General features: G+C 65.0%; 24 protein-coding genes. 13 read left to right on the forward strand and 11 right to left on the reverse strand.

Going from position 1 to position 24,571, the window contains the following annotated elements; translation table 11 throughout:
* Positions 1-780 precede the first annotated feature (780 nt).
* Positions 781-1,095: a hypothetical protein gene (locus U858_RS36240; protein WP_025139489.1), complete on the reverse strand. Its 315-nt coding sequence runs from the start codon at positions 1,093-1,095 to the stop codon at positions 781-783.
* A gap of 229 nt (positions 1,096-1,324) precedes the next feature.
* On the opposite strand from U858_RS36240, the gene U858_RS0122915 reads away from it, so the two are divergent.
* On the forward strand, positions 1,325-2,272 hold the full coding sequence (locus U858_RS0122915; protein ID WP_025139490.1) for a LysR substrate-binding domain-containing protein: 948 nt from the start codon (positions 1,325-1,327) through the stop codon (positions 2,270-2,272).
* A gap of 50 nt (positions 2,273-2,322) precedes the next feature.
* On the opposite strand, the gene U858_RS0122920 is transcribed toward U858_RS0122915, so the two are convergent.
* The gene (locus U858_RS0122920) at positions 2,323-3,840 is read right to left on the reverse strand and encodes an acetyl-CoA hydrolase/transferase family protein (RefSeq protein WP_025139491.1); all 1,518 of its coding nucleotides are present in this window, start codon (positions 3,838-3,840) and stop codon (positions 2,323-2,325) included.
* A 125-nt stretch (positions 3,841-3,965) separates the two neighbouring features.
* On the opposite strand from U858_RS0122920, the gene U858_RS0122925 reads away from it, so the two are divergent.
* Both U858_RS0122925 and U858_RS0122930 read left to right on the forward strand, forming a co-directional pair.
* Positions 3,966-4,889 (forward strand): LysR family transcriptional regulator, encoded by a 924-nt coding sequence (locus tag U858_RS0122925; protein ID WP_025139492.1) that lies wholly within the window; start codon positions 3,966-3,968, stop codon positions 4,887-4,889.
* Between the two features lie 162 nt (positions 4,890-5,051).
* Complete coding sequence (locus U858_RS0122930) at positions 5,052-7,478, forward strand: DUF3772 domain-containing protein (RefSeq protein ID WP_025139493.1); 2,427 nt, start codon at positions 5,052-5,054, stop codon at positions 7,476-7,478.
* Positions 7,479-7,509: 31 nt separating this feature from the next.
* Here U858_RS0122930 and U858_RS0122935 read toward each other — a convergent pair whose 3' ends face one another.
* The 3 genes from U858_RS0122935 to U858_RS0122950 all read right to left on the reverse strand — a co-directional run bounded on the left by U858_RS0122935 (position 7,510) and on the right by U858_RS0122950 (position 9,624).
* Positions 7,510-8,232, reverse strand: coding sequence for a hypothetical protein (locus U858_RS0122935; protein ID WP_025139494.1), 723 nt, complete (start codon positions 8,230-8,232; stop codon positions 7,510-7,512).
* Between the two features lie 46 nt (positions 8,233-8,278).
* Positions 8,279-8,752, reverse strand: coding sequence for a hypothetical protein (locus U858_RS0122940; protein ID WP_029954239.1), 474 nt, complete (start codon positions 8,750-8,752; stop codon positions 8,279-8,281).
* 458 nt (positions 8,753-9,210) lie between these two features.
* Positions 9,211-9,624, reverse strand: a complete 414-nt coding sequence (locus U858_RS0122950) for a hypothetical protein (protein WP_025139496.1) — start codon at positions 9,622-9,624, stop codon at positions 9,211-9,213.
* 122 nt (positions 9,625-9,746) lie between these two features.
* On the opposite strand from U858_RS0122950, the gene U858_RS0122955 reads away from it, so the two are divergent.
* Complete coding sequence (locus U858_RS0122955) at positions 9,747-10,037, forward strand: antibiotic biosynthesis monooxygenase (RefSeq protein ID WP_025139497.1); 291 nt, start codon at positions 9,747-9,749, stop codon at positions 10,035-10,037.
* Between the two features lie 13 nt (positions 10,038-10,050).
* Here U858_RS0122955 and U858_RS0122960 read toward each other — a convergent pair whose 3' ends face one another.
* The 5 genes from U858_RS0122960 to U858_RS0122980 form a co-directional block, all read right to left on the reverse strand.
* Complete coding sequence (locus U858_RS0122960) at positions 10,051-10,671, reverse strand: PolC-type DNA polymerase III (RefSeq protein WP_025139498.1); 621 nt, start codon at positions 10,669-10,671, stop codon at positions 10,051-10,053.
* Between the two features lie 3 nt (positions 10,672-10,674).
* Complete coding sequence (locus tag U858_RS0122965; RefSeq protein WP_025139499.1) at positions 10,675-10,899, reverse strand: DUF1653 domain-containing protein; 225 nt, start codon at positions 10,897-10,899, stop codon at positions 10,675-10,677.
* Positions 10,900-11,027: 128 nt separating this feature from the next.
* Positions 11,028-12,497 carry a methyl-accepting chemotaxis protein gene (locus U858_RS0122970; protein ID WP_025139500.1) on the reverse strand — a complete coding sequence of 490 codons (1,470 nt, stop codon included), beginning with the start codon at positions 12,495-12,497 and terminating at the stop codon, positions 11,028-11,030.
* A 473-nt stretch (positions 12,498-12,970) separates the two neighbouring features.
* Positions 12,971-13,678 carry a glutathione S-transferase gene (locus tag U858_RS0122975; protein WP_025139501.1) on the reverse strand — a complete coding sequence of 236 codons (708 nt, stop codon included), beginning with the start codon at positions 13,676-13,678 and terminating at the stop codon, positions 12,971-12,973.
* 105 nt (positions 13,679-13,783) lie between these two features.
* Positions 13,784-14,992, reverse strand: a complete 1,209-nt coding sequence (locus tag U858_RS0122980; RefSeq protein WP_369797713.1) for a GlxA family transcriptional regulator — start codon at positions 14,990-14,992, stop codon at positions 13,784-13,786.
* On the opposite strand from U858_RS0122980, the gene U858_RS0122985 reads away from it, so the two are divergent.
* The 7 genes from U858_RS0122985 to U858_RS0123010 all read left to right on the forward strand — a co-directional run bounded on the left by U858_RS0122985 (position 14,991) and on the right by U858_RS0123010 (position 21,329).
* Positions 14,991-16,046, forward strand: coding sequence for an ABC transporter substrate-binding protein (locus U858_RS0122985; RefSeq protein ID WP_025139503.1), 1,056 nt, complete (start codon positions 14,991-14,993; stop codon positions 16,044-16,046). The two genes, U858_RS0122980 and U858_RS0122985, sit on opposite strands and share 2 nt — an antisense overlap.
* 16 nt (positions 16,047-16,062) lie before the next feature.
* Positions 16,063-17,112 (forward strand): ABC transporter ATP-binding protein, encoded by a 1,050-nt coding sequence (locus U858_RS0122990; protein ID WP_025139504.1) that lies wholly within the window; start codon positions 16,063-16,065, stop codon positions 17,110-17,112.
* Entirely contained in the window at positions 17,109-17,957 is an 849-nt protein-coding gene (locus U858_RS0122995; protein ID WP_081821693.1) for an ABC transporter permease, read from the forward strand. Before U858_RS0122990 ends, U858_RS0122995 begins: the two co-directional genes overlap by 4 nt.
* On the forward strand, positions 17,954-18,745 hold the full coding sequence (locus tag U858_RS0123000) for an ABC transporter permease (protein ID WP_025139506.1): 792 nt from the start codon (positions 17,954-17,956) through the stop codon (positions 18,743-18,745). The genes U858_RS0122995 and U858_RS0123000 overlap by 4 nt, the downstream gene beginning before the upstream one ends.
* Before the next feature lie 35 nt (positions 18,746-18,780).
* Positions 18,781-19,794 (forward strand): proline racemase family protein, encoded by a 1,014-nt coding sequence (locus U858_RS0123005; RefSeq protein ID WP_025139507.1) that lies wholly within the window; start codon positions 18,781-18,783, stop codon positions 19,792-19,794.
* A gap of 643 nt (positions 19,795-20,437) precedes the next feature.
* Entirely contained in the window at positions 20,438-20,905 is a 468-nt protein-coding gene (locus U858_RS34965; RefSeq protein ID WP_081821694.1) for a type II toxin-antitoxin system RelE/ParE family toxin, read from the forward strand.
* Positions 20,889-21,329: a CBS domain-containing protein gene (locus U858_RS0123010; protein ID WP_025139508.1), complete on the forward strand. Its 441-nt coding sequence runs from the start codon at positions 20,889-20,891 to the stop codon at positions 21,327-21,329. Before U858_RS34965 ends, U858_RS0123010 begins: the two co-directional genes overlap by 17 nt.
* A 55-nt stretch (positions 21,330-21,384) precedes the next feature.
* Here the strand turns inward: U858_RS0123010 and U858_RS0123015 are convergent, their stop codons facing one another.
* Positions 21,385-22,149: a TSUP family transporter gene (locus U858_RS0123015; RefSeq protein ID WP_025139509.1), complete on the reverse strand. Its 765-nt coding sequence runs from the start codon at positions 22,147-22,149 to the stop codon at positions 21,385-21,387.
* Between the two features lie 360 nt (positions 22,150-22,509).
* Here U858_RS0123015 and U858_RS0123020 point away from each other — a divergent pair, with 360 nt between their 5' ends.
* Both U858_RS0123020 and U858_RS0123025 read left to right on the forward strand, forming a co-directional pair.
* Entirely contained in the window at positions 22,510-23,397 is an 888-nt protein-coding gene (locus U858_RS0123020) for an FxLYD domain-containing protein (RefSeq protein WP_025139510.1), read from the forward strand.
* Complete coding sequence (locus U858_RS0123025; RefSeq protein ID WP_025139511.1) at positions 23,387-24,295, forward strand: FxLYD domain-containing protein; 909 nt, start codon at positions 23,387-23,389, stop codon at positions 24,293-24,295. Before U858_RS0123020 ends, U858_RS0123025 begins: the two co-directional genes overlap by 11 nt.
* Positions 24,296-24,571 lie beyond the last annotated feature (276 nt).

A 24,571-nucleotide genomic window follows, 5' to 3' on the forward strand; every position in this document is an offset into this window, starting at 1 on the left:
AACCCCGCTTTCCGGTGAATCGCTTCACTTTCCAGCAGCCCCGGGGAAACCCCAGAGGTTGGTTACCGCCCAGTCGGCTAGCAACTTGATTCAGGCCACCCTACCGGGTAAACCCTGATTCGCTGTCACCAGCCAAGCCCAAGACTATAGCACAATTTTTGCAGATTGTGCAACTGGCTTCTGCCTGATTTGCACCATCTTTTGCAAAACCCGCTGACTGCTGGTTCGAGAATCAGGTCACAAACTGCTGACCAACTCATCGCCTTGGAGCCCTGCGGCAAATCTGTCTTGCCGAGGCATCCAGATCCGTTGCACTTGCTTGGCTTCGCTGTTCACAAAACTGCTTGAACTGCGAAGGAGCGAGACTATAGCACAGAATTTTGCGTTGTCACGCGCCGGAAGCAAAAACCTGCGTATCTGCCGCAGGGCATGCGCCACCAGGCTGATCCAGCCGCAGAACGGCGCTACGGATTCGGGCGCGGCTCTACAGCGGCGGGCTGTAGCAGCGCTCTATATAGTGAAGCGCGTTCCAAGAGGGCGTTCCCCGCCAAGATGCCCTCCTCCTGCGCTATCTATATAGACAGAGGCCCCCAACCACCCATCTGGACAAGCGCCCTGGATGGGAGTCCTCTATAGAAAGTCACCTATAGACAGATAGCAGGACGATGCGGCATTTCCCTATCTATATAGATAGCAGGACGACGCAGCATCTCCCCTATCTATATAGGAGAGGGCAGAAAGGACGCCGCCGTGCTTGCCAACGCCCAACCGGACAGACGCTCACCAGCGCAGATTGTCGATAGAGGTGATGCGCTTCAGCGCCTGTTCGCGGGTGGTCTCGTTGACCAGCCATTGCGGAGCGCCGACGTCCTTGAGCATATGGGCGTCCATTTCGTCCGCCAGGTTGCGCAGGACGGCCTCGGCCCGCCGCTGGCGATAGGCGCGCCACAACCGACTGAGGATGCCGCCGCGCGATGCGCTTTGCGGCTCGGCCTGAGCGGTGACCGTGGCAGGCGCCGCGGTGCCCAGTTGGACCTCGGGGGACGCCGACTGGGGACGGGCCGCCCCCGAGCTGCCGGTCGTAGCGCTGGCCACAGCACCAGTCGCAGCACCAGCAGCACCAGCAGCAGCAGCAGCAGCACCAGCAGCAGTAGCAAATGGCGGGGAAATCGAGAGGCAGGTTTGCGCAGACATGGTTGGGCTCCTTGGCTTTATCCGTTTTGGTAAGCGTAGTCGCCCAATATCCGCCTGAAAATCGAATTGTTTTACCCATTACGGTCAGTTAATCTAACCAAATGCGATTCACCCCTATGAAAGTCCGCCCATGCGCCTGCCTTTGAACACCCTGCCCGCCTTTCGCGCCGTCGCCGAGCTGCAGAACCTGCGCGCGGCCGCGGACCGGCTACACCTGACGCACAGCGCGGTCAGCCAGCAGATCAAGGGATTGGAAGAGCAATTGGGCTTTCCCTTGTTCGAGCGCAGCGGGCGCGGCATTGTGCTCAATGCCGCCGGCGCGGCACTGCTGTGCAGCGTGCAAAGCGCCATGGCGTTGCTGGACGAAGGGCTGATGGCAGCGTCCGCGGCGGCCAGCGGCAGCGCGCAGCGGATGCGCGTGTCGGTGCTGCCGTCATTTGCGCAGCGCTGGCTGTTGCCGCGCATGGCGCGCTGGCATGCCCAGCACCCGGGCCTGTCGCTGGAAATCGAGACATCCCAGCAGGTCGTGGATCTGCTGCGCGACGGCTTTCATGCGGCGTTGCGGTTTGGCCGCGGGCCCTGGCCGGGCGTCGAATCCGAACCGCTGTTCGATATGCCGCTGCCACTGATCGCCCTGACGTCCCCCGAGACGGCGCGGGCCTTGCCGGACAACACGCCCGAAACGCTGGCGCGCCAGCCGCTGCTGGGCGAACGGGATATGTGGCAGCACTGGTTCGCCGCGGCCGGCCTGCGGGTGCCCGTTACGCCGGTGGCGACCTTCAATGACGCAGGCATGATGCTGCAGGCGGCGGAACAGGGGCTGGGCATCACGCTGGGGCGTGAATTGCTGGCGGCCGACGCGATCTGCGCGGGCCGGCTGGTGCAGGTGTCGCCCGTCAGCGTGCACTACGAACAGGCGCAGACCTATCACCTGGTCTACCGGCCCAGCCTGCGCGACTGGGCGCCACTGGTGGCGTTCAAGCAATGGCTGCGCGATGAGCTGGAGCGGTCGAGCAAGACGCTGGTGACGCCGGCGCGCCACGAGGCCGCCCAGGCCGCGCAAGAAAAAAAGGGGTAAAGCGGCCCGGCTTTACCCCCCACTGCGGCGGCAGTTAAACCGCGCCAGGCTCAGGCGACCTTGCGCTCGGCGGACGGGGCCGCGCGCATGCTGTCCGTTTCGTTGAAACGCTGGTGCCAGGAAAAGGCTTCTTCCAAGAGATGCGGCGTCTGGCCGCCGCGCTGGCAGGCGCGATCGAAGTAGTCCTGCAGCGCGTCGCGGTACGACGGATGCACGCAATGCTGGATGACGGCGCGGGCGCGTTCGCGTGGCGCCAGGCCGCGCAGGTCGGCCAGGCCGCATTCCGTGACCAGCACGTCGACATCGTGCTCGGTATGGTCCACGTGCGACACCATGGGCACCACACTGGAAATATCGCCGTTCTTGGCCATGGACTTGGACACGAAGATCGCCAGGTGCGCGTTGCGGGCGAAGTCGCCCGAGCCGCCGATGCCGTTCATCATGTGGGTGCCGCCGACATGGGTGGAATTGACGTTGCCGTAAAGGTCGAATTCCAGCGCCGTGTTGATGGCGATGATGCCCAGGCGGCGCACGATTTCCGGTGCATTGCTGATTTCCTGCGGACGCAGCACGATGCGTTCGCGATAGTGCTCAATGTTGGCCAGGATCTTTTCGTACACCGGCTTGGACACCGTGATGGACGAGGCCGACGCGAACGCCAGCTTGCCTTGGTCCAGCAGTTCGATGGCGCTGTCCTGCAGCACCTCGGAATACATGGTCAGGCCATCGAAATCCGACGACTCGAAGCCATGCAGGACGGCGTTGGCGATGGTGCCGATGCCTGCCTGCAGCGGCAGCAACGAATTGGTCAGGCGCCCTGCATCGACTTCGCGGCGCAGGAAGGCGTTGATGTGCGCGGCGATGGCATTGGTTTCGGCGTCGGGCGGCAAGGCGTTGGACGGGCTGTCCGGCTCTTGCGTGATGACGATGGCGGCGATGCGGTCAGGGTCCACCTGGATGAACGGCTGGCCGATGCGCTGGTCCGCCGACACCAGGCCGATCGGCTCGCGCCCCGGACGGTCGCCGGGCACGTAGATGTCGTGCAGGCCTTCGATGGCCGCGGGCACGCCCAGATTCAATTCGATGATGACGGTGCGCGCCTGCTGGGCGAACGACGCCGAATTGCCCACCGACATGGTCGGCACGATGGCGCCGGATTCGGTGATGGCGGCGGCCTCGATGATGGCGACGTCGATGGGGCCGATATGGCCCGCGCGCAATTGCTCGGCGGTCTCGGAAAGATGCTGGTCGATGAAGGCGATGTCGCCTTGGTTGATCTTGCGGCGCAGCGTGGTGTCGACCTGGAACGGCATGCGACGCGCCAGCGCATTGGCCTGCGCCAGCATCTTGTCGGTGTCGTGGCCCAGCGAGGCGCCGGTGATCAGCGAGATCGACAGCGGCTCGCGCTCTGCCCGGCTGGCCAGGGCCGCGGGCACGGACTTACAGTCCCCGGCGCGGGTGAAGCCGCTCATACCGACGGTCATGCCGTCTTGGACCAGCAGGGCCGCCTGTTCGGCGGACGTGATCTTGGCGCGCAGCCCAGGGTGACGGATACGGTCGAGATGCATGGTGTCTCCAGATTTTTTTCGCAGTATAGGAAGGCCTCGCCAAATCTCGTAATGACTTAAAATCATCCAATCCAGTCGTTTTTTTCATTGTTTGAATGTTCCGCGTCTTGCAAAGGAGTTGAGCCTTGGACGTGCGCGCCCTGCGTTATTTCGTGGAAACCGTCCGGCACGCCAGCTTTACGCAGGCGGCCAAGGCGCTGTTCGTGACGCAGTCCACGGTCAGCAAGATGATTCGCCAGCTGGAAGAAGAAGCCGGCACCGCGCTGTTGGTGCGCGACGGCCACACGGCACGGCCCACCGATACGGGTCGCGTGATGTACCAGCGCGGCCTGCAGGTGCTGGAAACCATGCGCCAGCTGACCGAGGAATTGCGGCAGACCGCCGATCTGCAGCGCGGGGCGCTTGAGGTCGGCATTCCGCCCATGATCAATCTGCTGTTCACGCCGGTGGTCAAACGCTTTCGCGAACTGCACCCCGGCATCCACCTGACCCTGCGCGAAGGCACGGGCCGCGCGGTCGAAGACCTGGTGGCCGGCGGAGAACTCGAAGTGGGCGCCACCATCTTGCCCGTCGCGCCCGACAGCGGCCTGGCCGTGCAGGCCTTCGGCAGCTATCCCATCTGGGTGATCGGGCCGCCAGACGCCGCCTGGGCGGGCAAGACGTCTCTGCCGCTGAGCGCGCTGCGCGACACCCGGCTGTTGATTCCCACGGACGATTTCGCGATGACACGGAGGCTGCGGCAGGCCTTTGCCGATGCCGGCATGCAACCCGGCATCGCCGCCCAGAGCGCGCATTGGGACTTCCTGGTGGCGATGGCCTCGGCCGGCCTGGGCGCCGCGCTGCTGCCCGAGCCGCTGATGCAGCGAATGAAGACGCGCGGCCTGAGCACCGCCAAGCTGGCCAAGTCCGGACTGCAATGGGAAGTCGGCCATATCTGGCTGGCCTCCGGCTATCTTTCCTACGCCGCGCGGGCCTGGCTGGCCGTGTGCGATGACGTGCTGGGCAAGCCTCGGCGAGCGGCTGCCCGCAAGCGCGGATCCCAACCCTGAAACCTGCGTCTATCCGACCCTATTTCCCCTGACAGACGGACAGCCAGCGGCATCGCCGATGCCACGAAATCTATCAGGGACGCAGCTGAGTTTTTGTTGCAACGGCCCCGTCTGCGGCTTGTTATGCTGCCGCCTCGACGCGAGCAAATCGCCCCAAGAAAAATGACCCCGAACCTGCAACACCCGCCTTTGCGCGCCGCCCGGCCGCGCACGCTGTCCTTTGCCGCGCTGATCGCCGCCCTGCTGCTGGCGTTCTGCATGGGCCCCGCCTTCGCCGCGGCGCCCGCGGCCCCCGCCGACACCGACGCCACGCTGGCCAACGCCCGCAAGCAGCTCGATGACATCCGCAAGCGCGTGCCGGATGAGACCGACGATGCCAACCTGCTCAAGCAACGCGGCGACGTGCAGGACATCCAATCCAAGGCCGATGCCACCGCCGATGCCCTGACACCGCAGTTGGCCAGCGTGACGGCGCGCCTGAGCGAGTTGGGCGCCCCGCCCGACGGCGTCAAGGAAGCGCCCGACGTGGCGGCGCAGCGCATGCAGCTGGAAAAGAACAGCCGTGCGCTGGATGCGCAGATCAAGCTGGCGCGGCTCTTGTCGGTGGATGCCGCGCAGACCGCTGAGCAGATCTCGGGCCTGCGCCGCACGCAGTTCCAGGCACGGCTGGGCGAGCGCCGTGATTCGTTCCTGTCCAGCCAGTTCTGGGCGGAGTTCCGCGAGGAATTTCCGGGTGACCTCGAACGGCTGGTGGCGCTGCGCGACGACCTGACCACCGCCGTGGGCCAGACGCCCAAAGGGGGCTGGCTATTGTTGGCCGTAGCGGCCGCCGTGGCGATCGCGCTGCGCATCTGGATCGGGCGCGTGCTGCTCCGGATCACGGCGACCCGGGTGCCGCCCGGGCGCCTGCGCCGCTCGTTCCTGGCCGTCGCCTTGCTGGCATTGGCCGTCGCGACGCCCGGCGTCATCGCCGTGCTGATCCACACCGGCCTGGACTGGAATTCGCAGCTGTCGGACAGTACTGGCGCGCTGCTGGCCAACCTGGTGGCCACGGTGTGTTTCGGCGGCTACGTGTCGGGCCTGGGCTACGCGCTGATGTCGACCAACCGGCCGTCGTGGCGCCTGCCGCCCATTACCGATGCAGTCGCGCAGCGCCTGCGCTGGCTGCCCGGCGTGCTGGGCGTGCTGGTCGTGATGATCTGGCTGGCCGAACGGCTGCCCGTGCTGCTGAACGCCAGCCTGACCACGACGATCACCCTGACCGGCATCGTGTCCGTCTTCGTCATGCTGACGATGGCGGTGGCGTTGTCGATCGGCCGCCGCCTGCGGCGCCAGGCGCAACAGGCGGACGCCGCGCCGACGCCCTTCTGGATCTCGTTGCTGCTTACGGCGATGGGTACGGTGCTGGCGATCAGCCTGGCCAGCCTGCTGGCGGGCTACGTGGCCTTTGGCAGCTTCCTGACCAAGCAGGTGCTGTGGGTCGCGATCATCCTGGCCTCGGCCTACCTGCTGTCGACCCTGATCGAAGACGGTTTCAGCACCCTGCTGGGAACGTCGCACCGCGACGACAGCGAAGGCCCCAGCCTGCGCGACCAGGCGGCAGTGCTGCTGTCCGGCGTGGGCCGCGTGGCGGTGGGGCTGTTGGCGGTGATCCTGCTGCTGGCGCCCTTCGGCGAAGGGCCGATGGACCTGCTGCAACGTTTTGACCAGCTGCGCAAGGGCCTGGCCATCGGCGAAGCGCAGATTCGCCCGGGCGCGGTGCTGCAGGCGTTGCTGGTGCTGGCGGTATCGCTCTTGAGCGTGAAGATGCTCAAGCGCTGGCTGTCCAACCGCTACCTGCCGACCACCGAGCTCGACCCAGGCATGCAGTTGTCGGCCGCCACCTTGTTCGGCTATGCGGGCTTCGTGCTGGCCGTGGCCTTGTCGCTGTCCGCAGCGGGCATCGGCCTGGAACGGGTGGCATGGATCGCCAGTGCGCTGTCGGTGGGTATCGGTTTCGGCCTGCAAGCGGTGGTGCAGAATTTTGTCTCGGGCCTGATCCTGCTGGCCGAGCGGCCGGTCAAGGTGGGCGATTGGGTGTCGCTGGGCGGCGTCGAGGGCGACATTCTGCGTATCAACGTGCGCGCAACGGAAATCCAGATGGGTGACCGTTCCACGGTCATCGTGCCGAACTCGGAATTCGTGACCAAGACCGTGCGCAACGTGACGCGTTCGAACCCGCTGGGCCTGGTGCAGATCAAGCTGCCGCTGCCGCTGTCAACGGATGCACAGCGTGTGCGCGAACTGATCCTGCAGGCGTTTGCCGATCACGAGGATGTGCTCGATACGCCGGCGCCGAATGTGTTCCTGGATGGCATCGAAGGCGGCAACCTGGTGTTCAACGCCAAGGGCTATGTGTCGTCGCCACGCTCGTCGTACGGCGTGCGCAGCGCCTTGCTGTTCACGTTGCTGCAACGGCTGCATGACGCCGGGCTGGAGGTCTCGTCGCCCCCCACCATGCTGCTGGCCTCTGCGCCGCAGGCCACGGCCTTGCAAGCGCCTGCCGCCGAAGGACCGGGCGCCACGGCCGCGCCAGCCGCCACGCCCTGATCCTTTGCGCATCGGTTCGCCGGACACGATCTCAACCCGGCGAATAGAAGTCCACCAGCCCTTGGCGATTCATCCGCGGATTGCGCAGCGGCGGCGAGTTGGACATGGAGTTCTGCACCGACAGCACCGGATAGGCTTGCGCGGCGACAGGCGCAGGCGGCGGCGCGTACTGTGCCGTCTGCATCGGCGGCTGAGCGGGCACGATCATGGCCTGCGGCGCGGCGCTGGCGGGCGCGGCCTGGGCCACGGTCGGATTCTCGAAACGATGGTCTGCCGTGGTCAACGACGGATTGGTGCACAGGCCCTGGGCGGTCAACGCCGCCTTGGTGCGATCGTCGGTCTGACACAGGATGTCGACCGCGGCCGTTTCCAGCCTGCGCGAGCGATCCGGATCCTTGGTCGACGCGGCGGCCTGCATGGTGCGTTCGAAGTTGCGGCGCAGGCTGCATTTGGTGTCTTCGACCGGAAACGCGACGTTCATGCCGAACCCTACGACTGAACCGCCGCCGCCCGCCGACACCATGCAGCTGTCTGACGAGAACGAGCCGTAGAAGCTCTGCGCGCCAATCGGCGGCGCCGTGCGCAAGGTGCTCGAGCCGCTATTGTTGGAGTTAAGCGTAATACCCTGGTTGTTGCCGGCGTTGGTGGACCCCGATGACGCCGAGGTCGTCGCAGCGGAAGAGCTGGTCTGGGCGTTGGCCGAGAACGCCACCAGCGACAGCGACAGGGATAAGGCAAGCGCAATGGTTTTCATGATGTCCTCCAGCCGGACGGCCGAGGCCGTCCGGGTTGCCTGCTGCTCAGTGACCGAACCCGCCCATACCGCCCACGGGGCCGATGCCGTGAATCGACGCCGTGGCGCCGATCGCCCCCGCATTGAACGTGCCCGTTGCCGAGGCGTTCGTGGTGGTGCTGCCGAACGTGGCGCCGCCGTTGGCGACACTGTCGCCCACCATGATCGGCGCATTGCCGGTGATGTGGCCGTACGTCTCGCTGGTGGCATATTGCCGGGTGCTCGTCACCACGTTGGTGCCGTCCTTGTCGAACGTGCCGCCGGCGCTGGCGACGCCGCCCGTCTCACCGAACGACGTCTGGTTCGATGAGCCATAGCCGTTGATCTGCGTCGACACCACGGAAGTGCCCGTGGAAACCGACGAGACCGTTCCGGTGATGGTGCCGACGTGGCCCGATGCGGAAATGCTGGGGCTCGGCCCGCCCGCGTAGGCGGAGAACGCGACGAAGGACAAAGTTGCGACTGCTGCGAGCTTTTTCATTTGAGCTCCTCCTGATCCGTTTCATGCGGATGAACAGGTGCCGGTGGCCGACCGGCGCGGACCTTTACCACCCCGACGCAGTACGCCCTTACGGCAACGTGACGCTTGGGACTTTTGTATTGGTACGGAATGATTGCGCCGCACTAAGGATGTCGATATCGGTTAAACGGGCGACCGGTCCCTAGAGAGTGGGGAAGAAGACGTAAAAGATGTCGTGGAATCTGCGAGCACCGCGCCGCGGGCCATGCGGATGGACGAGGCGGGACGCGCCGCGCAAGAAATTGCTGCGGCGCTTCTCAACTCTAAGGATGGGTCGACGGGCCGCGCCCTCGCGCAATTAACCTAGCGCGCACGGCGGCAGGCCGAGCGGCGATAGCCGTTAGGCTGACTGTCAGGATGGACGGAGCAAAGCCGTATCACGACGGCGCAATGGCGTGCCGACGCCGAGCGCGGCAGGGTCAGGCGCGCAGGTCCGTACGAATGCGCCCGGCCAGGCAGGCCGATTCTCGCCGCACAAGCGCAAGGTCCACCGCGACGAGCAACAACAGCACGCCGCACTCGGCCAGTTCCAGCCGGGCCGATAGGTGGTAGCTGGCCAGCAGCGAGATGCCCGCCCCGCCGGCCAGCCAGCAGGGCCAGACAGGTGCCGGTCCCTTGGGCGCGATGCCTTTGGCGCGGCTCAACCCCAGCCAGGCAATCAAGGGCAGGCCAAGCATGGACAGCGGCACATAGATGGCAATGGCCGACAGCACGGCGGCCACGCTGAACTGGGTTTGCGAGGCCAGCGCCATGACGGCGAGCGCGGCGACCGCCGCGTACCACAATAGGCGAGCAACGATCAGGCGCGGCAGGGTGACAGCTTGTCGGTTCATCGAAATGGCGGGGGGCCGGCAGGCCGAACCTGCTGCCCGCCCGGCGACGCGAGGGGATTTTTCAGCCATACTACTCCGCCCGACCGGGCCCTGCCCGGCCCCTTTCATCCGGAGACACCATCATGATCCAGGAGATCGCCAGCATTCATGTCCGCGAAGGCCAAGAGGCGCTGTTCGAGGCCGGCGTGGCGCAGGCCAAACCGCTTTTTATGCGCGCCCGGGGTTGCCATGGCATGGAGCTGTACCGCAGCATCGAGCAGCCGCAGCGCTACACGCTGGTCGTAGATTGGGAAACCGTCGAAAACCATATGGTGGATTTCCGGGAATCGCCCGATTTTCAAGAGTGGCGCAAACTGGTGGCGGGCTTCTTCGTAGAACCGCCGCAGGTGCATCACGAACAGAAAGTGGTCTGAAAAACGGGCGGCGTCAGTCTGACGCCGCCAGCCTTGAACTGGCCGCCAGCGCCACGGCGATCGTGGTGCGCACGTCGGCCAACGCCCGGTGGGTGGGTTCGGATGCCCCCACGTGCCGCGCCAGCACGTCCAGCTTGTGCGAGGGCAGTTCCGGCCAGGCCCGCCGGGCCAGCGCCAGCGTGCAATGGGTGGCATTGGCGAACGGCATGCCGGTCTGCAGCGCGGCCGCTTCCAGGAAGCGACGGTCAAACGACGCATTGTGGAAAAACACCGGCAGGTCTTCGACAAACTCCAGGAACCGCGCAAACGCCTGCGCCACGGGCAGGCCCTGGCTGTCGACTTCGGCTTGGGTGATGCCGGTCAGCCGCGAAATGAAAGACGGCACGGCGCCGCGGGTGCGCACCACTTGTGCGTATTCCCGTTCGGCGGCGCCGTCCAGTCCCACGCGGACTGCAGCGAATTCCAGGATCTCGCAGCTCGAAGTCGACAAGCCCGTGGTTTCCAAGTCGGCCACGATGAACGGGCCACGCAAGGCGTCCAGCGCCGCGGACACCGCCGCCGAAGGCGGGCGAGCGGCACCGGCAGGCCGGGCCGTGGTGCCCGGCTGACGCGTCCTGCGGTAGTAGAAGGCCACGGCCTACTCCGCCGCGCGCAGCGGGGCAAAACGCGGCGAGCCGTCGGCCAGCTGGCCGAAAAACAGGTCGGCCGGCCGCACCCACAGGCCGCGCGCGTGCGGCCAGAGATGCTCGTAGACCACCATCGACTCTTCCGTTTCGGAATGGCGGGCGGTATCCACATAGCGGTACAGGCCGCCCTTGTAGTGGCGATGGGTGGCAAGAGCCAGGGCTTCGGATTCGGTCATTGAAGATTGCCGCAAAAAAAGCACGGCCCGGGCGGGGGTTTCCTGCCTGGGCCGACGGGTTCAAACAAGACCGTATTTATAGCGCACTCGGGCGGCCGGTGGCGCCGCCCTGGGTACTCACCGGGTGTTCAGTACCGCACGTATTCCAGCACGGGCTTGGGCGGCAGCGGCGTGTTGGCGGCCGGACGGGCCCGCACGGCCGGCGCCACCGGTTTCACCGCCGGTTTCAGGATGGCGTGGCCGCCATGCAATTCGTGGGCGGCCTGCAAGGCGGAGGCTGCCTCGGCGGTCATCTGGGTGATGTCTTCGGTCACTTCGCCCAGCTTCCCGGATTGGGCCAGCGAAACCTCGACGACTTCTCCCATGATTTCCGTGACCCGGCGCGACGAGGCCACGATGTCTTCCATGGTGGCGCCGGCCGATTGGACCTGGCTGGCGCCGTTTTCGATCTGCTCGACCGAAGTCGTGATCAGCCCTTTGATTTCCTTGGCCGCAGCAGCGCTGTTCTGCGCCAGGCTGCGCACCTCGGCCGCGACGACGGCAAAACCCTTGCCATGCGCCCCGGCGCGCGCGGCCTCGACCGCGGCATTGAGCGCCAGGATATTGGTCTGGAACGCGATGCCGTCCATCACCCCGATGATCTCCGAAATGCGCTTGGAGCTGTCGGTAATGGCGCTCATGGTGCGCACCACGCCCTGCACGGTCTTGCCGCCTTCTTCGGCGACCTTGCAGGCGTCCTGCGCCAGGGTATTGGCCTGGCTGGCGCGCCCGGCATTTTCGGTCAACCCCTGAACGGCCACACGCAGGGTCTGGGCGGCGGTAAACCGCTTGGTGATGTCGGTGGCGAATTTCACGACTTTGAACGGCCGGCCCTCGGCGTCGAAAATCGGGTTATAGCTGGCTTCGATCCAGACCTGGCGGCCATTCTTGCCGATGCGCAGGTATTGTCCGGTATCGTGCTGGCCGCCGCGCAGTTTGCGCCAGAAATCCTTGTAGGCCTGGCCGCGCGCCTCTTCGGGCAGCACGAACATGCTGTGATGCCGGCCCACGACCTCGTCTTCGCGATAACCCACCGCATTCAGGAACAGGTCGTTGGCGCGAATGATGGTGCCGTCCAGTTCGAACTCGATAATGGCCTGCACCTTGGAAATGGCTTCGAGCTGGCCCTCGGTATCGGCCTGGCGCTGTTGCTGCTCGGTAATGTCAGTGGCGTACTTGACCACTTTGAAGGGACGATTTCGTTTGTCGAAAATCGGGTTGTAGCTGGCCTGCAGCCACACATCCGAACCGTCCTTGCGCATCCGCCGATAACGGCCCGCATCATGTGCGCCCTGCCCCAGCCTTTGCCAGAAATCCAGATATTCGGGGGATTCACGCTCGTCGGGGTCGACGAACATGCGGTGATGCTGCCCCAGCACCTCGTCCAGTTCATAGCCCATGGTGTCCAGGAAATTCTGGTTCGCCATCAACACGTGGCCTTCGAGATCGAATTCGATAACCGCCTGCGCCTTGTGGATGGCCGCGATCTGGCCATACAGGTCCGCTTTCTGCATACCGCGCTCGCCACGGAGCAAGCGGTTTAGGGTAAGCCATTGCATGTTGACATCTCCTGCCAGTGGATGGGACGAGTGTTCTGAAACGGATAAAGAAACGGCGGCTTATCTGAAGCAGACTGCTTGGCGCGTCCCAACAATCAGGCAGTGCACGCCGCGCCGCATGCACACGCTTGCCTGCATATCCGTCGCTACCGCAGCGACGGCAGGTCAGTGAATACAGAAAAAACGGAAGAATGTATCCAGTCGAAAATATTTAATCCTAAAAATCAGGCGTTCTCAATATTTTGAGAAGGCGGTTACTGAAAAAAGTTTCACGACGTTTCTTTATTACTCGCAAATTCAGCATTAATTCAACTACGGCATAAACCGCAATACATGGCGACGTCAGGGTTAATACGCATCCGTCTCGCATTTTCCGAATGCCTGGCGGTAATAATGAAAAGGCCGCCTCGACGGCGGCCCTATTTATTTAACTCGTGAATGAAAATGGCGTCGGATCGAAAACCAATGAGGGTTTATTCCGCGTCCAGTTCCCGATAGTGACGGAATATGCCTTCGCCAAAAGGCAGGCGCCGGCCACTGGCGAAGTAAGGCTGCAACGCCGACAGTTCCGCCACACGCCGATGCAGGGCCATGATGTTGGGAAATTTCACGGCCTGGGTGCCCATGCGCTTGGGAAATGCGTACAGCAGGCCATCGATCAGGTGGAACAGCGATAAATCCACGTAGGTCCAGTGCTTGCCGCCCGCCAGCCAGGCATCCGGCCCGGCCAGCACCCCTTCGAAATAACCCAGGAATTTGGGAATGCGTTCTTCGCGGAAACTGCGAGCCCGGCGGACGGCCTCTTCCTTCTGGTCTTCGTAATAATCGCTGGCGGCAATGGGATGGTGCGTATCGTGCGCCTCGGCCACCATGTCGGCGATGGTCAGCTGCAATTGATTCACCCACAGGCGGCCTTCGACGGTGTCAGGCGCCAGGCCATGTTTTTCGCCCAGGAACAGCAATATGTTGGCAGTCTGCGCCAGCGTCATCTGGCCGGCCACCAGATACGGCGGCGCGAATGGCGGATGCTTGCGGTCGGACAGCATGTCTTTGAGCAATGCGTTTTCACCGCCGGGTTCGCGGGCCCGCTCGCGATAAGGAATACCGCCCGCCTCCAGCGCCAGGCGCACGAATTCGCCCCGTCCGGGGATGCCGTCCCAATACCAAAGATCGTAGGTCATGCAGGTCTCCTTCCAAACGGAATGCCAGTTCCTGCCCATACTAAGGCAGGGGCCAGCCATGCCTGATGACGGCACGGAGCCACACGGTTTCGGGAGGTAACCGGCCTAGACAGCAAAGACGCTGATTTCGCCGTCGACCTGCGCGGCCTGGCGTCCATGCACCTGTTGATACTGGCGCGGCGACTGGCCGAAATGGGCACGAAAATCGCGCGAAAAATGCGCGCCATCGGCAAAGCCGCAGTCCAGGGCAATCTGCGTGATGCTGCAGGCATTATTCAGCAGCAACCAGCTGCCATATTCCAGGCGCAGTTGCCGTTGAAACGCCATGGGCGACATGCCCGTGGCCAGGCGAAAAGCTCTTTCCAGCTGCCGGCGGCCCACGCCGACATAACGGGCAATGGCATCCAGCGGCGGCGGATTGTCGATGCGCTGTTCGATGAAATGCGCGGCCTGGCGCACCCGCACGTCCTGGATACCCGAAAGATCGGTGCGGAAATGCGCTTGCGGCACGCGACCGGGCCGCGCCCCTTGCAGCATCATGTGGCGCATCGCCTGCTGCGCCTTGTCGCGGCCGCAGTGGCGCGCCACCAGGTACAGGCCCAGATCGATCGCGGCCGTCGATCCTGCGCAGGAAATCAGATCGCCTTCGTCGACAAACAATCTGTCGACCACCGCCCGCGTCTGCGGAAAACGTTCGCGAAAGGCTTCAAGCACATTCCAGTGCACGCAGACCGTGCGCGGGCCGATCACGTCGGCCTGCGCCAAGGCGAAGGTGCCGGTGCAAATGCCCAGCAGGCGTACCCGCTGCGCGGCCGCCAGCCGCAGCCAATCGCGCAGCGGCTCGGGCATGCGGCCGCTGGAATAGTCGTTGCCGCCGCAGACGGCGATGTAGTCGAACTGGGTCGGGTCGTCGGGCAGGCCCGCGGCGACGTCGATGGTCAGGCCGGCGCTGGAGCAGCGCGGCTTGCCGTCCCAGCTCATCACACGCCAGGCGGTGTGGATCTGCCGGCTGCGCCCGCCGTGGTCGCCCGCCAGGCGCAGTACATCCACGAAACCGGCAAAGGCGGCCAGCGTGAATTGGTCCAGCAGCACGAGGCCGACGGTCAGTGCGGGTTTCCCCGGGGGCAGCAGGTCTTCGCCGTCTTCATAGGAGAGCGGTGCGGACGAAGGTGGCGCGGCGACAGTCATGACGCAATTATTCAAGTTTATGTCCCGCGCCTTCAAGCTCGTTTTCCCGAGCATCGCCCAAGATGTGGCTGTGGTACTTGAGTCAATGATTCGCGGATCGACAAATCTACAAGGGGAATCCGACATGGCAACACACAGCCGCAGCGCGCTGGGCGCCGCAGTACTGGGTGCGGGGCTGATCCTGGCGTCGCAGGCAGCGCTGGCGCAGCAGCAGAAGATCACCGTCGCCTGGTACGGCGGCAATTGGGGCGACGCGTTCCGGGCCTGCGTGGCGGACCCGTATACCAAGGCGACCGGCGTGACGGTGGTGCCGGAAGTCGGTACGTCCACCACTACGCTGGCCAAGCTGCAGCAGCAGAAGGCCGCGCCGACCATCGATGTGGCCTGGATGGATGGCGGCATCAGCGAGCTGGCGCAGCAGGCCGGCGTGCTGGATGCGCTGGACCCGGCCGCCGTGCCCAATCTGAAGAACGTGATCGACCAGGGCGTGTATCGCGACGGCGCATCCGTGTTCGCGGTCAGCACCGGTTATTACTCGCTGGGCATTACCTACAGCACCAAGGAAGTGACCCAGCCGCCGACCAGCTGGAAAGACCTGTGGAAGCCCGAATATGCAGGTGCGGTGGCGGTGCCCTCGCCGGCCAATTCGTCCGGCGTGCCATTCATTTTCTTCCTGGCCCGCGTCTGGGCGATCGATCCGTCGAACCTGGGCCCGCTGTATGCCAAGCTGGCGTCGCTGGACACCGCCCTGTTCTTTGACAGCTCGGGCGCGGCCACCAACGCCTACCAGAGTGGCGAGGCCGTGATCGGCGCGCATTTCAACGTGGGCGCCTGGGACCTGATCGACAAGGGCCTGCCGATCGGCTTCACGGTGCCCAAGGAAGGCGTCTGGGCGACCGACGCGCGCCTGCACCTGGTCAAGGGCGCGCCCAACAAGGCTGCCGCACAGAAGTTCATCGACACCGCGCTGACGCCGGATGCCGCCGCCTGCCTGGCCACCCGCCTTTACCTGGGCCCGGCCGTCAAGGACGTGCAGGTGTCCAAGGACGTCGCCCGCAAGTTGCCCTGGGGCGCGGAAGGCTCGGTGAAGAACCTGAGCCTGTTCGACTGGAACATCATCAACGCCCGCCGCGCCGAGGTCACCGATGCGTGGAACCGGCAGGTTGCCCGCAAGCGCTGAGCAAGGTCCCGTTCCCATGTCCGCTTTGCTCACTATCGAAGGCGTGTCGATGCGCTTTGGCGCCTACCAGGCGCTGGACCGCATCGACCTGGCGATCCAGCAGGGAGAGTTCGTGGCCCTGCTGGGCCCCAGCGGCTGCGGCAAGACCACGCTGCTCAAGTCGATCGCCGGCTTCCTGAAGCCGGAGTCCGGCCGCATCCTGATCGACGGCCAGGACATCAGCCGCCTGGCCGCCCACCACCGGCCGCTGAACACCGTGTTTCAGAACTACGCGCTGTTTCCGCACATGACGGTGCTGGAAAACGTGGCCTATGGCCCGCGGCGCCAGGGCGCGTCCCGAGCACAGGCCGCGACGCGCGCCCGGGACGCGCTGGACATGGTGGGGCTGGCCGATTTCGGTGCGCGCTACCCCCGGGAAATGTCAGGTGGCCAACAGCAGCGCGTGGCGCTGGCGCGCGCCATCGTCAACCAGCCCAAGCTGCTGCTGCTGGACGAGCCGCTGTCGGCGCTGGACCTGAAGCTGCGCAAGCGCATGCAGCTTGAACTCAAGCACCTGCAGGCACGGCTGGGCATCGCGTTCATCTTCGTCACACACGACCAGGAAGAGGCCATGACCATGGCCGACCGCGTCGTGGTGATGCACGCGGGCCGCATCGAGCAGGTGGGCGCGGGTACCGATATCTACCGGCGTCCGGCCACGCAGTTCGTGGCCGAATTCATCGGCGACGCCAATTTCCTGGCCTACACCGCCACCGACGACGGCGCCCTGGTGCTGGACGCCCAGGGCCTGCGCGTGCCGCACTTTCCGCAGCCGGCCGCCGCCCGCGGCCTGGCGGTATTGCGGCCCGAAGACCTGAAGCTGTGTGACGCGGCCGACGCGATGCTGACCGGCAAGGTGACCGACGTGATCAACGTCGGCAGCCACAGCATGATCCACGTCGACATCGGCGCGCAGACGCTGGTGGCGCGGCATGGCGGCATTGCCCCCACGGGGCTGCATGGCGGCGCCGACGTGGCGCTGGCGTTTGCGCCCCAGAACCTGCACCTGATAAGCGGGCAGCCATGATGCGGCGCGCCTGGCTTTCTCCCGCTTTGCTGCTGGCAGCGCCCGTGCTGTTCTTCGCGGCGTTCTTCCTGGCGCCGCTGGCGGTGGTGGCGCTGGCCAGCGCCACCGGCGGGCCTGACGGGCTGACGCCCACGGCCGCCCAGTACCTGCGCGTGCTGGCCGATCAATACCACTGGGACGTGATCCTGGTGACGTTCCGGCTGGCCCTGTTCACGACGCTGGCCTGCCTGGTGCTGGGCTATCCGCTGGCCTGGTACCTGGTGCGCGTGGTGCGCTGGCAGGCCTGGCGCCGCGCCTGCGTGATCCTGCTGGTGGTGCCGCTGTTCACCAGCAACATCGTTCGCGCCTTTGGCTGGATGGTGCTGCTGGGCCGCAACGGCCTGGTCAACCAGGGCCTGATGGCCACCGGCGCGGTGGACCGGCCGATGCGCTTCATCGGCACCGAGCTGGGCATCCTGATCGGCATGGTCTATGTGCTGCTGCCCTTCGTGGTGCTGGCGGTGGGCAATGCGCTGGCGCGGGTGGACCCGGCCTGCGAACAGGCCTCGGCCGACCTGGGCGCCAGCCCTGCCGCGACTTTTTTCCATGTGACCTGGCCACTGACGCTGCCCGGTGTGGTGTCGGGCGCGATCATCGTCTTCACGCTGGCGGTCAGCGCCTATGTGACGCCGGCGCTGCTGTCGGGCGGCCGCGTCACGGTGCTGTCGATGCTGATCTTCCAGCAATACAGCACGGTGTTCGACTTTCACTACGGCGGCGCGCTGAGCATGGTGCTGCTGGTCTTTACCCTGATCCTGGTGGCGCTGGCCAACCGCGCCGCCACCTTGCCGGGAGCCGCGCGATGATCGCCCGCCACCTGATCCGCCTGATCGCGCTGGTTGTGCTGGCCTACCTGGCGCTGCCGCTCGTGGTGATCCTGGGCGCGTCGTTCACCGCCACGCCGTACCTGGCGTTTCCGCCGCAGGGCTGGACACTGGATTGGTATCGCACGCTGTTGGTGGAAGCCGGCTACGTGGCCGCGTTCACCACCAGCACGGTGCTGGCGCTGGCCGCGACGGTGGCGGCGGTGCTGCTGACGGTGCCCGCGGCACTGGCCCTGGCGCGCTACGAATTTCCGGGCAAGGCCGCATTGACGTCGGTGCTGATGTCGCCGCTGGTGCTGCCGCACATCGTGCTGGGCGCGGCGCTGTTGCAGTTCGGCGCGTACTTCGGGCTGACGCGCAGTTTCCTGTCGCTGTTGATCGGCCACATCGTGATCATCGCGCCGTTCGTGCTGCGATCCACGTTGACGCTGCTGACGCCCGAACAGCGGGCGCTGGAAGAAGCCTCTGCCGACCTGGGCGCCAATCCCTGGACCACGTTTTTCCTGGTGGTGCTGCCGCAGATCCGCCCGGGCATCGTGACCGGTTCGATCTTCGCGTTCATCTCGTCGTGGATCAACGTGGAGCTGTCGATTTTCAATACCACCGCGGACCTGAACACGATCCCGGTGAAGCTTTTCAACTATGTGCAATACACGATTGATCCGACCATCGCAGCCGTATCGGGCGCCACGATCGTGGCTGCGGTCGTCGCCATCGTGATCCTGGATTTGACCGTCGGGCTGGACATGCTGTCCGAACGCGGCAAATAACTTTTCTCTTCTATCTACCGCCTGGAGCTTTTGTCATGCGCAAGCAAGACGCGTTCGATGTCATCTATACCCATACGGAAGGCGAGCCCCTGTGCATCGTGCATAGCGGCATTCCGTACCCCGCCGGCTCGACCATCCTGGAAAAGCGCGCGTTCCTGGAACAGCACTACGACTGGCTGCGCAAGGCGCTGATGCGCGAACCGCGCGGCCACAAGGACATGTTCGGCGTGTTCCTCACGCCGCCGTCCAGCCCCGAGTACGACGCCGGCCTGATCTACATCGACGGCACCGAGTATTCGCACATGTGCGGCCACGGCACCATCGCGGTCAGCATGGCCATGGTGGCCAACGGCCTGGTGCCGCGCGGCAAGGACGGCATCACCCGCATCCGCTTCGAGACCACCGCCGGACTGGTGGTGTCGGAAGTGGCGTCCGAAGGCGACAACGTGCTGTGGACGCGCTTCGAGAACGTGCCGGCCTACGTGGCGGCGCAGGACATCCCGGTGGAACTGCCCGGCTACGGCAAGCTGTCGGCCGACATCGTGTGGGGCGGCAATTACTTCGGCATCGTCGACCTGTCGAACTGCGACCTGCGCATTTCGCCGGACAACGGCACGGAACTTTCGCGCATGGGCCTGTTGGTGCGCGACCAGCTCAATGCACGCCACCGCATCCAGCATCCGACCGAAGCGCACATCAACAACCTGAACTTCATCACGTTCTGGCACCAGCCGACGATCGAAGGCGCCTTCTACAAGAACGTGCACGTGTTCAGCGCGGGGCAACTGGACCGTTCGCCCGGCGGCACCGGCACCAGCGCGATGATGGCGATGTTCGAGGCGCGCGGCAAGATGGGCTTGAACCAGCCGATCAAGTCGGAAGGCCTGCTGGGCAGCGGCACGTTCGAAGGCTGCCTGCTGGGCGAGGTGAACCTGAACGGCACCCGCGCGGTGCGCCCCACGGTCAAGGGCACCGCCAGCATCCTGGGTACGGCACGCTGGGTCATCGACAAGAATGACCCGGTGGGCGCGGGGTTTCTGATCCGTTGAGGTGATGCGGGGCGGCGGCCTGCGCTTGCGGGCCGCCGCCGAGTTGGCATGACCTTATGGCGCAAGTGTGAAACGGTATCTGGCCTTCAGCCTGCGCTAGTTCATACAGGGCCATTAAACCCGCTTCACGATATTCAGGATGGCTTAACTCTGTTAGCGCCGCTTTCCTGTATTCGTCTGTCAAGTTCATAGCCCGGGGACTCCTAGGAACGAAAGTGATGTCCCATAATCGGCGATGTTGACAGTATTCGCTATTGTGGATGGCCGCAGACTCCGCAAATAGATCTCTTGTTTTCAGCACACGACATCATCGAAATAAAGATCGGACGTATTGACGGGGTCGAAACGCTTGTAGCGGCATAGAGCAACACGTAGCCTGTCCTTGTCCAAAACGACAAGGAGCCTTCCATGCTGCGCTGCCCAATCCCCCCCTATTCCACTGCGTTAACGGCCAACCGCAAATCCGTGCCACTCCCGCCCCGATATGTTCAGAGGGACAAACATCTCACTGAACAAGATTGGATCAGACAAATCGAGGCGATCAGTGCGGCTTGCCAGGCAGATCCCTCTCGACTGCTGACCATCAACGACGTTCGAGCAGCGCTTGCCGCCGAGCGCGCATCATCTCGCCCATCGCGCTGACATGACACACGTCGTGTTTTCCCCCGATGCCTTGCGCGACATCATTGAAATGCAGCGGTACTTCAGCGCTGCGGGATCAGCCGGTGCGGCGGATCGATACATCGATGATGTTGTACGGGCCTGTCTGGACTTGGTGAGTTTTCCCAACAGGGGTGCGCAGCGCGATACCGCCACTCCCGATGTGCGATTTCTGCACCACCAACGACGCTGCACGATTGCCTATAAAGTGGGCGAACACGCATCTGTGACCATCATTGGCATTTTCTACGGCGGACGTGATTACAGCCATCTGCTCCGGGAGCCTCTGCCCCAATACCGGCTCTCTATTTATCAGACGCTTGCGGCAATCCCTGCCCCGGGCTTAGGATGGAGCCACGGCCACACCGCTCGCCGCGCGCAGGCGCACGGCAGGGGCCGGCGTTTGAACCTTGCCAGCGATTCGGGAGCACATCGTGAAGAAAGTTGCTGAGATTCTCAGGGAAAAGGCCAACCCCGCCGTCGTGACGGTCTCGCCGGAATCTTCGGTGTACGACGCCATCAAGACCATGGCCGAGCGCGGCATCGGCGCCGTGGTGGTGGTCGATGGCGCCGAGGTGCTGGGCATGCTGACCGAGCGCGACTACGCCCGCAAGATCGTGCTGCAGGACCGCTCGTCGCGCACGACCAAAGTGCGCGACATCATGACCGATTCGGTCTTCTACGTGCGCCCCGAAGACACCCGCGAACACTGTATGGCGCTGATGACCGAACGGCATTTCCGCCATCTGCCGGTCATCGACGAGCAAAAGCTGGTGGGCCTGGTGTCCATCGGCGACCTGGTCAAGGATGTCATGAGCGAGCAGAAGTTCATCATCACGGAACTCGAACGCTACATTTCCGGCCAGTCGCACTGACCTTGCCGCGCGGCGGCTTTCAGCCTACGGCCGACCGCCATTCCCGCCCTGGCGGCTAGCTGCCCGCCAGGATGCGGGACGCGGGCACCACCAGGCCCAGCCCGGCCGCCACCAGCAGCACGAAGACCATCCGCTTGATGGTCTTCATGGACCCGGCGGTGCCGTAGCGGCGCGCCGCCCAGGTCACACCGATCACCACGGGCAAGGCCTGCAGGCTGAGCCAGACCGAATTCGCCTTGAACGCGCCCTGCCCCGTCACCAGCGCCAGCCGCACCAGGGCATTCAGGGAAAACAGCACCAGCAGGCTATTGCGAATGGACGCCAGCGGCAGAGGCTGGCGGTACAGGTGATACACCATGGGCGGGCCGGCGCTGGAAAACAGGCCGCCCAACACGCCCGACACGCCGCCGAAGAACAGGAACGAAGCGCGCGATGACACGCGCTCAAGCGGCTGGGTGCGCGCAACCAGCAGCACGGCACAGGCCATGATGGTGACGCCCAGCAGCAATTGCAGCAGCACCGCCATGGACCCGCTGATCCACGCCAGCGCGGCCACCCCCGCCCCCACGCCGACCAGGCTGCTGGCCAGGGCCGGCGCCATCAGCCGCCAATTGACCTGCGGCTTGGCGCGGGCCAGCGTGACGGCCGCATTGACCAGCGACAGCACGCTGACCACATTGGCCACGTCGGACACGGACGCCAGCTGGAATACGCCGGACAGGCCCAGCAGCACCAGGCCGAAGGCGAAACCCGTCATGGTCTGGGCGTAGGTGGCCAGCGCCACGCAGGCGAGGAACAACACGTGTTGGAAGATGCTCATGCTTCGGGCGGAGCCTGACCTGCCTCGGCTCGGCCCGACCGCGGCAGAAGGCGGCCCAGGGCGGAACGACTGGGAACGGCGTATTCAAGAAGAGGATGGGACGCGGGCGATGATAGCACCGGGGGTGGAGCGCCCTGGCTCCCTTGCCCGAGCCACCGGCTGCGGCCGCCGCCAGCCCGGCGGCCCGGGATCCGATTGCAACCTGACGCTCCGCCCATACATCTTGTCATAACTGGATGCGTTCATGCACCCAGCCTTTCGCCGCCCCCCGCTATCCTTCCCGCCCTGTAAGCCACGCTCTGCCGGGTCTTGCCGCGCCATCCCGGCGCCGCGCCGAACCCGGCGCGTTTTCCATCCAGCATGACGCCCAAACAGACCACGATCAATACGGTGACACTGACCTGCTCCACTTGTGGCAGCGCGCAGTTCATCAAGCTGGACACCAACGAGTACCAGTGCAGCCACTGCCAGGCCGTGACCCTGGTCGAGGACAACGTCGCCCAGCGGCTGGAGAAGATCCTGCGCGACATGCAGCAGCCCGCGCCCGCGGCCGCGGCCAAGCTGCAGCCGGGCGCCATCGTGGCGATCGTGCTGGTGGTGCTGGCGGCGATCCTGGTGCCGCTGACGTTCAACCTCGGCTCGTCGACCCGGACTTCCTACCGCCCGCCGCCGGTCATCCCGCCCCTGGACGCCTCGCTGGTCAAGCTGACCGACGTGCAGGAATGGCGCGTGCGCAACCGCAACCAGCTGGTCATGGTGATGCGCAACGAGACGGGCGAAAAAATCGACAGCCCGCGCGTCACCGCCACGTTCTACCAGGGCGAGCTGACGCTGTCGTCCGCGACCGGGTCGCCGCTGGCGCGCACCCTGCAGCCCGGCGAATACACGCCCGTGGTGATCTCGCTGCCCGACACGTCCTATACCCGCTACACGCTGGAGCCCAGCGTGCCGTCCCGCGCGCGCGGGACCGCGTTGAAGATTGCCGCCGACAAGGTGCAACTGGTGCGCAACGACGGCGACTACCGCCTGGTCGGCCTGCTGCGCAACCAGGGCACGACCGTTTCCAACAGCACGCAGGTGACGGTGATGCTGTATGGCGAAGATGGCAAGCTGATCGGCACTGGCAACGGCTACGGCTCGGCCAACTCGCTCGCCCCTGGTGGGGTGACCTCGTTCGACGTGCGCTGCGAAATGCTGTCCGAGGGCAAGGTCGGCTCCTACGATTACATGGTGCAAAGTGAAAGCTAGCCGTTCCGAACCCAAACGCCTGTCCCTGCCCGCCAAGGCCGGACTGGTGCTGGTCATCCTGGCCGCCGGTGGTTATGCGCTGGCCAAGTACAACGGCCTGCTGCCCTGGGAAAAGGCCAAGGCCGCGACCACCCCGCAGGCCGCCGCGGCCACCGCCGAACCCGCCCCAAAGCCCGCGCCCCCCGCCAGCCGCATCGTGCGGGTCAGCCCCGCCGATACGCGCGTCATCGACCACGTGCGCCTGACCACCGCCGAGCTGCTGGACCCGGACTTCGCGCTGTTCGACCCCGCCGCGCTGTCGCTGTCGCCGCCGCGGCGCCTGCTGGATGAAATCGAGCGCCCGCTGCTGCTGGCCGAAGTCGTCAACCGCAGCGATGGCTACATTGCGCTGTCGCCCGGCTTGACGCTGTCGGTGTTCGACGGCGCCCGCCCGCTGCGGCTGCGCCAGGAATGGTCGCTGCCGTCCATGCTGTATCCCGGCGAGCGCATCCCGGTGCGACTGCAAGGCGAGGATTTCGAGCGCTACAGCGAGATCAAGACCGATTGGCAACCTGCCAAACGCGCCGCGCTGCCCGGCACGCGTCCCAAGCTGGACATCACCGTCGACAACACCGAGGCGGCCGTCGGCACCGGCACGCTGAATTTCACCTACCGTTTCCGCTACAAGTATGTGGTGGTGCATGGCCGGGTGCGCAACGACGACAAGACCGAGGTCCAGAACGTCAAGGTATGGGTCAGCCTGTACGACGCGCAGGACAAGCTGTCGGGCGCCCAGTATTCGGAACTGAAGCTGCCCAAGCTCCAACCCGGCGAAAGCGCGCCGTTCACGGTGAACGTCAAGCAATACGGCGGCAACTTCGCCCGAGTGGCCGTGGTGTACGACGCCAAGGCCAACTAGGCGCGGAACCGGGCGCGGCCGGCCCTCTCGCCAGGACCCGGACCCGCAAAACAGGGGGCAGCCCGCCCCCTGTTTTTCTGTCCCCATTTATTCGTTCCGGCCGCCAACCTGGCCGGGCAACTCCCCGCAACGCCCTCTGGCGCCCCCCGTCCGGGCGGCGTCGTCTGCGAGCGCCGTGGCCTTCCCGCAACGGCTATCGGCTCAGGTCTTATATAAGATATAAGACATTTGCTTGCGCCCCCCTCTTCCCTCTACAATTCCTGCCGACAACCCTTC

The sequence above is a fragment of the Achromobacter sp. DH1f genome, assembly GCF_000633435.1.
GTDB classification, from domain to species: domain Bacteria; phylum Pseudomonadota; class Gammaproteobacteria; order Burkholderiales; family Burkholderiaceae_B; genus Achromobacter; species Achromobacter deleyi.

Bases quoted from the DNA above. Each gene is read 5' to 3' on its own strand.
- U858_RS0122915 (WP_025139490.1), top strand. From the start codon at position 1,325: ATGCGCCTGCCTTTGAACACCCTGCCCGCCTTTCGCGCCGTCGCCGAG.
- U858_RS0122920 (WP_025139491.1), bottom strand. From the start codon at position 3,840: ATGCATCTCGACCGTATCCGTCACCCTGGGCTGCGCGCCAAGATCACG.
- U858_RS0122930 (WP_025139493.1), top strand. From the start codon at position 5,052: ATGACCCCGAACCTGCAACACCCGCCTTTGCGCGCCGCCCGGCCGCGC.
- U858_RS0122935 (WP_025139494.1), bottom strand. From the start codon at position 8,232: ATGAAAACCATTGCGCTTGCCTTATCCCTGTCGCTGTCGCTGGTGGCG.
- U858_RS0122940 (WP_029954239.1), bottom strand. From the start codon at position 8,752: ATGAAAAAGCTCGCAGCAGTCGCAACTTTGTCCTTCGTCGCGTTCTCC.
- U858_RS0122950 (WP_025139496.1), bottom strand. From the start codon at position 9,624: ATGAACCGACAAGCTGTCACCCTGCCGCGCCTGATCGTTGCTCGCCTA.
- U858_RS0122955 (WP_025139497.1), top strand. From the start codon at position 9,747: ATGATCCAGGAGATCGCCAGCATTCATGTCCGCGAAGGCCAAGAGGCG.
- U858_RS0122965 (WP_025139499.1), bottom strand. From the start codon at position 10,899: ATGACCGAATCCGAAGCCCTGGCTCTTGCCACCCATCGCCACTACAAG.
- U858_RS0122970 (WP_025139500.1), bottom strand. From the start codon at position 12,497: ATGCAATGGCTTACCCTAAACCGCTTGCTCCGTGGCGAGCGCGGTATG.
- U858_RS0122975 (WP_025139501.1), bottom strand. From the start codon at position 13,678: ATGACCTACGATCTTTGGTATTGGGACGGCATCCCCGGACGGGGCGAA.
- U858_RS0122985 (WP_025139503.1), top strand. From the start codon at position 14,991: ATGGCAACACACAGCCGCAGCGCGCTGGGCGCCGCAGTACTGGGTGCG.
- U858_RS0122980 (WP_369797713.1), bottom strand. From the start codon at position 14,992: ATGTCGGATTCCCCTTGTAGATTTGTCGATCCGCGAATCATTGACTCA.
- U858_RS0122990 (WP_025139504.1), top strand. From the start codon at position 16,063: ATGTCCGCTTTGCTCACTATCGAAGGCGTGTCGATGCGCTTTGGCGCC.
- U858_RS0122995 (WP_081821693.1), top strand. From the start codon at position 17,109: ATGATGCGGCGCGCCTGGCTTTCTCCCGCTTTGCTGCTGGCAGCGCCC.
- U858_RS0123000 (WP_025139506.1), top strand. From the start codon at position 17,954: ATGATCGCCCGCCACCTGATCCGCCTGATCGCGCTGGTTGTGCTGGCC.
- U858_RS0123005 (WP_025139507.1), top strand. From the start codon at position 18,781: ATGCGCAAGCAAGACGCGTTCGATGTCATCTATACCCATACGGAAGGC.
- U858_RS34965 (WP_081821694.1), top strand. From the start codon at position 20,438: ATGACACACGTCGTGTTTTCCCCCGATGCCTTGCGCGACATCATTGAA.
- U858_RS0123015 (WP_025139509.1), bottom strand. From the start codon at position 22,149: ATGAGCATCTTCCAACACGTGTTGTTCCTCGCCTGCGTGGCGCTGGCC.
- U858_RS0123020 (WP_025139510.1), top strand. From the start codon at position 22,510: ATGACGCCCAAACAGACCACGATCAATACGGTGACACTGACCTGCTCC.